General features: G+C 50.0%; 5 protein-coding genes and 1 pseudogene. 4 read left to right on the top strand and 2 right to left on the bottom strand.

What is annotated here, in order from left to right:
- Positions 1–97 (top strand): transposase domain-containing protein (locus F7Q90_RS24210; RefSeq protein WP_151161016.1); only part of this gene is annotated, 97 nt, incomplete at its 5' end.
- A gap of 519 nt (positions 98–616) precedes the next feature.
- On the opposite strand, the gene F7Q90_RS24205 is transcribed toward F7Q90_RS24210, so the two are convergent.
- A complete protein-coding gene (locus F7Q90_RS24205) occupies positions 617–3664 on the bottom strand; it encodes a Tn3 family transposase (RefSeq protein ID WP_006122256.1) in 3048 nt (1015 codons plus the stop codon).
- 149 nt (positions 3665–3813) lie between these two features.
- Here F7Q90_RS24205 and F7Q90_RS24200 point away from each other — a divergent pair, with 149 nt between their 5' ends.
- From F7Q90_RS24200 to F7Q90_RS24190, 3 genes are all read left to right on the top strand, one after another.
- A complete protein-coding gene (locus F7Q90_RS24200; RefSeq protein WP_044243369.1) occupies positions 3814–4398 on the top strand; it encodes a recombinase family protein in 585 nt (194 codons plus the stop codon).
- Between the two features lie 193 nt (positions 4399–4591).
- Entirely contained in the window at positions 4592–5353 is a 762-nt protein-coding gene (locus F7Q90_RS24195; RefSeq protein ID WP_006122254.1) for an N-acetylmuramoyl-L-alanine amidase, read from the top strand.
- A gap of 13 nt (positions 5354–5366) precedes the next feature.
- Entirely contained in the window at positions 5367–6119 is a 753-nt protein-coding gene (locus F7Q90_RS24190) for a hypothetical protein (protein ID WP_044243367.1), read from the top strand.
- 85 nt (positions 6120–6204) lie between these two features.
- Here the strand turns inward: F7Q90_RS24190 and F7Q90_RS24185 are convergent.
- Positions 6205–6495 (bottom strand): annotated as a pseudogene (locus tag F7Q90_RS24185) (cell wall hydrolase); the annotation flags it as partial.

Raw genomic sequence — 6495 nt, 5'->3', positions numbered from 1 at the left:
GGCGTGGCTGCGCTATGTGCTGGGGCATATCCAGGACTGGCCGGTAAACCGGCTGCACGATCTGCTGCCGTGGAAAGTCGATCTTACCTCAGCCTGACAGTCAATACGGTCTGGATGTGACGCTTACATTTCTGCCGCCCCTTTGCTATTAATGCGACAGAACCCGTCAGCGGCATGGAGGCGCCAACAGGTGTTGAATATGGCTCTGTGAGTGAGTGGCGCCGTCGCCCGGCGTAGCCGGTTACGTTGTTGATAGGTTCTGCCAATCCATTCCTTCGCCCTGCCAGACCAAAACCCGCTAGACGCGATACAGAAGCTTCTGTGCGCTGTCGGAGTGGTCCCGACAAGGTTGGCCGCAGTCGGGGCGTATCTCCGCGTTAGCGGGCCGTCAGGGCCGCTTACGGGCGTGTTACTCAATACTTCCAGCGATACGGGTGACCGCAAGGTTCGAAATTCCTAGGTGTTAAAATCCTATTGGGATAGGCTCTAAACATCCGTATAGTTTCGTGGATTGTAAACAACAGGATTTAATGGGGCGGTTGTTTTTAAATCCGAACCACCGCGAATAATTGCTCTATTTTCTAGGGGTTCTACGCCGGAACCGCCGAAATTTCCGTTACCTCAGTTTCACCCCGGCAACCAGCGCATCCAGGTCGATAATTTCATTGCTGCTCTGGAAGGTATAATGCCCGTTCAGCAAAATATGCTGCCAGGCCACCGGTGATATCCGGGTCAGAGCCTCAATGCCCTTGTCGTTGCCTTCTGCTTCCAGTCGTTCCAGTAATCGCGACAGGATCGCGGAGTTGTAATAAACGATCGCGTTGCAGATCAACCGCCCGCACTGATTACTGATGTCTGTTTCAATGTCGTTTTTCCCGGTTAACTCTTTCTTTCCGCCGACTTTGGCGACGGCGGCACGGAGCTGGTGATAAGATTCAATCCGGTTCTGGGAGCGGTGGATATTGCGTTCCAGCTGCGGATCGCGCAGATACTTCAGCGTGTAAATACTGCGAATCAGCCGGTCATATTCAAATACCGCCTGTCTTGTCGGATTAGCCGTTGTATATGTGCACAATTTGCGGATCAGCGTTCCCTGCGTCATTTCCTTCAGCCCCAGCGTGGCGACGATCCGCTCGAGATTGTTTTTTTCACAGGCAATAAGGTCCAGGTCAATCTGTCCGGCAGGCTGAATCAGGCACTTCTTATATGTCGAGAGCTCTCTGGTGCAGTACAGCTCCGGCAACTGCCTGTTCAGGTCGGTAAAATGAGGTTCAAATCGAAGGCCAAACCAGTGCAGGATCGCAAAATTGGCCTTGTTGATGCTGTGCATGTCACCGGTAATAGCCACAGGCTTCACGGCTGAAGTGTTACGGTACCAGATATCAAAGACATGGTGGCCTTCGTAGTCGTTTGTGCCAATCAGGTATCCGTTGATTGGGATGTGGTTACACAGCAGCGTGTAAGCCACCATGCCTTTACCGCGACCAAAATATTTACGTGAATACCGGGCTTTCACTGTCGGACGCTCAACACCAAATTTCTGCCCGTCAACGGCACCATAAAGGGTCTCCGGATCAAACGAATAGAGTGGAAATACCGGCAGTACTTCTATGGCATCGGTGATGCAGTCATTGGCCGTGAGCAGCGACGCCAGACGAAGGTACTGTTCGTACGTGGTTTCCAGCACATGGAACGGAATATCGCTGGTTCTCGCCATGACATGATTGCCATGATTCATCGCCTGGGCAACGATGACCGCCATCAGGCTGTCTGCATCCGCTTCTTTTTTGGCATAACGGGGCTGTAGCGGCTTCATTGCGGGGAGGAACCGGCACTGATTATTAACAAAGCGAAAGACGTCGGTCACATCACAGAATGGCAGTTGCTCATAAAAACGCTTATTCTGCTCCTTATGACGGCTGGCCACCGATTTATGCCAGGTCAGCTTCTGCGTTTCTGCATCGTACTCCAGATGTTTCAGCTTCCCCTGTTTCAGCTCCCGGTTAAACGCCTTCCACTGGCGGTGCAGTTCGGATGACAACGCCTTTAGCTGCGTTTTGATGGACTTTTGCAGAAAGGGGATCTTCATTTCAGCCACCATTTCGGCCAGTTCCCCTTCCGGTACCAGTTCATCAGAAAGATGGCGGTGCCGGAGACTGTCATTAAGGTGGAATTCACCCGCCTGAAAACGCTTTCTTATCTGGCGATAGAGCCAGAATTCATAGCGCCCGGCATTCAGGACTGTGGGCTCACCATCCTCACCGTATTCCAGCAGGTACGGACGCAGCCGTGAGGGTAACGTTTCTGGCGGGCATTCCTCAAGTGACCGCTGCGAAAGCGTCTGCTTTTTGCCGAACACTGTTCTGAGCCAGTTCAGCGCCTCAGCCCACGGACTGTCCCGGACCACGCTGGTGAGATCGAGTGACAGGTATAATGGCCGCAGGTGACGCCGGATTAATGCCATCATATTATCCACTGCCTGCCACTGTAGCGACAGTCTGCTGACGGGTTTTACACTCATGCGCTGCGCGGTACTTTTCAGTGCCTCCCGCGGCATGATTTTCCAGGCACGGCGGCGGACTTCACCAAAGGTCGTCGGGTCGGGAACGCTGTCATCAACATAAAGCGACAGCAGACGCCCGATTTTGGACGTTTCGCGTCGGTGTTTTTCCTGCACGTCAGCCATAGGCTGTTTAGCCACGCTGCGGCTTTCATCCTCAAGCTGTTTCATATGGAAAAACATCGCATCCACCAGATTGTCGCTGAACTGGCGATAACGAATCCAGGCATAGCACAGCAGGTAAAGGCGAGTCTGCCCGGGCTTCAGGTTGCGAAGATCATAAACGGTATAGAAATTTGCCAGGCTGGCATAGTACAGCAGGTTTTGCTGAGAAATATTCAGCGCTGGTAAGATATCACAGGCTTTGCGGTGCAGTGGCTCCAGGATGGCCCGTTTTTCCCGTTCGTGGACCATCTGACGCCAGCCAAAGTCGCGCGCATCCTGCCTGAGGACAGCGAGCCGGGAAAGCGTATCATCACGCTCAATCAGCTTGTCCAGCTCGGCAATTGTCGTGTCATCAAGCCGCTCCGCCAGAATATGCCCCAATCGCAGCCTTTCATCAGAAAGAACCCGGCTCACCAGCTCCTGGAGCGTGGTGTAACCGGGTCGGATGATTTTATGTTCGTTGAGCCATATGATCAGCTCCGTGGCGACAAAGCCAGGAGTCACATCACGGCGAACAATTTGAATGGCCTGATATTCGAGTTGTGAAGACAGTGCCGATGACCATGGCCGGTAACCGTACAGGGCGCAAATTTTTTCCCGCTGAGCATAGCGCTCATGCTTAGTGGGGGACTGCTCAGGAAGTGGCTCACCATGAAAATAACGGCTCAGAATAAAGTTGCAGTCATCCTTAACATCACTCCACCCGAAGCGGAAAAACAGGTGCTTGGCTTTAAAGTAAGCGATCTGGAGGATGCAATAAATTTGAGCGTGACGCCCCTGACGACCACAGGTCAGTACCAGCTCATATTCATCCAGAGCAAGATATTCCAGCCGCTGTGCATCATCGAAATCAGGGAGACCATACAGCGCTTCCAGTTCGGCATTATTTAAAACAGCCAGTCGTTCACTTTTGCCTGTCGCTTTGCCACGCGTTGTCATCCTGACTCCGATTAATTATGTCCGTAAGAGGATCGCTCAACGGACAGTGAAAATACATTTATGTACCCTAGAAAAAATCACTGCTGACGTTGTCTCATATAGCTGGTACGGTATCAATCTCTTTCATGGCCCCCTAAACGTACAAATTTATGACTGAAATACGGATCGGCTATGCCCGTTGTTCTACTGATAAGCAAGATTTAACCGCACAACAGGAAGCGCTGGTAAAACTCGGCGTCTCCCCGGACAGAATTTATATCGATAAAGGCCTAACCGGTTCGAACCGGCAAAGGCCTGGCCTGGACCAGGCGTTGGCCGCTGTTCGTAGTGGTGACACGCTGGTTGTTCCCAAGCTTGACCGCCTGGCCCGTTCAGTTCCTGACGCCCGGGAGATCGCAGACGCTCTGCAACTCAGAGGTGTGAAGCTTGCTCTGGGAACCAGCCTCTATGATCCGGCAGACCCGATGGGGAAAATGTTCTTCAACGTGCTGGCTACGTTCGCTGAGTTTGAAGGTGACCTGATACGGCTGCGTACCCGCGAAGGAATGGCTATTGCGCGCGCAAAAGGGAAATTGCGGGGGAAACAACCAAAGCTGTCTGACAAACAACAGAAGGAGTTATGCCGGATGCATAAAACCGGTGAGTATTCAATCAGCGATCTGGCTGAGCTGTTTTCAGTATCGAGACCAACAATTTACCGAACGCTTGCGCGCATCGGCAGTCGAATAGATTAAACCATAGGGACTTACTGACAACGGGAATAATAAGTAGTAAGAAGAGACTCTGACCAGCATCATTTTGTGATGGTGGTCAGAATTTAAATTGCGATATAAATCACAATAGCTGAGTTTTTTATGAACTCATCCGGGTGAACACGACTCTGACAACGTGTAGAATAATAAATTACAACATGTGAAAGGAGTCTGTATGTATCAGGTTGATTATAACAGTTATCGCTCCGTTAAAGGTTTTAACCGGCGCGTCCGTTTTCTGATAATGCATTATACCGCACTCGATTTTGAAAACTCGATTATTGCGCTGACAGGTTCTTCGGTCAGCGCCCATTACCTTGTCCCGGACCCTTCAGATAAATCATATGCAGGTGCCGGTTTTAAAGATATGCGCATTTTTAATCTGGTTGATGAGAATGAACGTGCATGGCATGCAGGGGTCAGTTCGTGGGCCGGTCGCAGTAATCTAAACGATACCTCAATAGGGATTGAGGCGGTTAATTTGGCTACCGATAATAACGGAGTATTTACATTTCCGCCCTATAATCCAGTCCAGATTGATGCAATCAAAGAACTGGCATTAAATATCCTTCAGCGCTATCCGGATATTACGCCCGTGAATGTTGTCGGACACAGTGATATTGCCCCCGGAAGAAAAAGTGACCCCGGTGCTGCTTTCCCGTGGAAAGAGCTTTACGCAGCAGGCATCGGGGCATGGTTTGATGAGGAAACAAAGCATAAATATCTTGAGCAGTTTAGCCATGCGTTACCTTCGAAAGATGACGTGACCGGAATGCTGAAACGGTATGGCTACGACACTTCAGATTCGGGAAGTGACGCCGGTTATGCTCAGTTAATCCGTGCATTCCAGCTGCATTTTCGTCCCTGTAATTACAGCGGTAAGCTGGATACTGAAACTGCCGCGATCCTTTATGCTCTTGTGGAAAAATACAAATAGGGAGATACAGGTTATGAATAAATTTATATTAGGTGGATGGAGTCAGTCACTGTCGAGTAAGCCTCTTGAAGAATTCGATGTCATGATGTATGGCATGGTGACCAACCTTGACGGGCTGACCACCGGGACACCGGCCAGCCCCGGCTGGAGTCCGGAAAAGCAGTATAAACCCGATAATACTCCCGATTTTAAAGGGAAGACGCTCTGGGTCTATGGCGGAGGCGGGTGCTCCCCTGAAGGAAAACCTTCAAATCAGGATGAAGTATTGCGGATTGCTGAAGCCACAAAAAGCCGGGGCTGGGATGGCGTGGACTTTGATGATGAATGCAATATGAACACCGGTCTCGTCATTGAGGCAATGAAGCAGTTAAAAAAATGCCAGAAAGAAACCAGTTTTGGTTTTATTGCCGGATATTCTTACAATCATCCGGCTACAGATAACGGTAAAAAACTGAACGAAAAGGTTATGCATATCATCCAGTCAGGTCAGTGTGACCGCTTTATCCATTACTGCTATGCTTCAGCGATGTGGAGTAAAGAGGACATTACCGGCAACGTTATTCCTGCCCTGAAACGGACATTAGAGCACGGAGCTGACAACAAGAAATGTATCCTGGCCCTGACAACACGTGGACTGAATGAATGGAATTTGAATTACTTCATCGATCAGGTGCTCGACTTTAATCTTGGAGGGTTATTTATATGGAAATATGAAGATTTAAAAGATGAACATTATAAATTAATCAAAGACAGGCTGTGGAAATAAAAAATCAGATATGTGCATAACTCTAAAATAAGTGACCGCCCTGGCGGTCACCATAATATTCACTCAGCAGAGTAAATAGTTTCCGCTATTCAATAAAACCCAGCTTAAACAGCGTCTTACCGGCCAGTGACACCAGACCCGGGTTCTCCGGATAAGAGGCAAGCAGGGGTAAAAAGACGGCACCGCCAATAATACTCCGGCTGTCGGAATCTGCCGGTCGTAGTCCCCATATATTCTGGTATGTCATCGGTACATTCTGTCCGTTAATGACCGTATTACCGGTATACAGCATGATATGCCCCGGAATGTATACAAGCGTGGTAAACGGCCTGCCATGCTCCGTGAGATAACGAAGCCGTGTGCTGGTGTCCTCCTG

It is taken from the genome of Pantoea stewartii subsp. stewartii, assembly GCF_008801695.1.
GTDB classification, from domain to species: domain Bacteria; phylum Pseudomonadota; class Gammaproteobacteria; order Enterobacterales; family Enterobacteriaceae; genus Pantoea; species Pantoea stewartii.
This window is presented reverse-complemented; position numbering and strand designations above follow the sequence as displayed.

Bases quoted from the DNA above. Each gene is read 5' to 3' on its own strand.
- F7Q90_RS24205 (WP_006122256.1), bottom strand. From the start codon at position 3,664: ATGACAACGCGTGGCAAAGCGACAGGCAAAAGTGAACGACTGGCTGTT.
- F7Q90_RS24200 (WP_044243369.1), top strand. From the start codon at position 3,814: ATGACTGAAATACGGATCGGCTATGCCCGTTGTTCTACTGATAAGCAA.
- F7Q90_RS24195 (WP_006122254.1), top strand. From the start codon at position 4,592: ATGTATCAGGTTGATTATAACAGTTATCGCTCCGTTAAAGGTTTTAAC.
- F7Q90_RS24190 (WP_044243367.1), top strand. From the start codon at position 5,367: ATGAATAAATTTATATTAGGTGGATGGAGTCAGTCACTGTCGAGTAAG.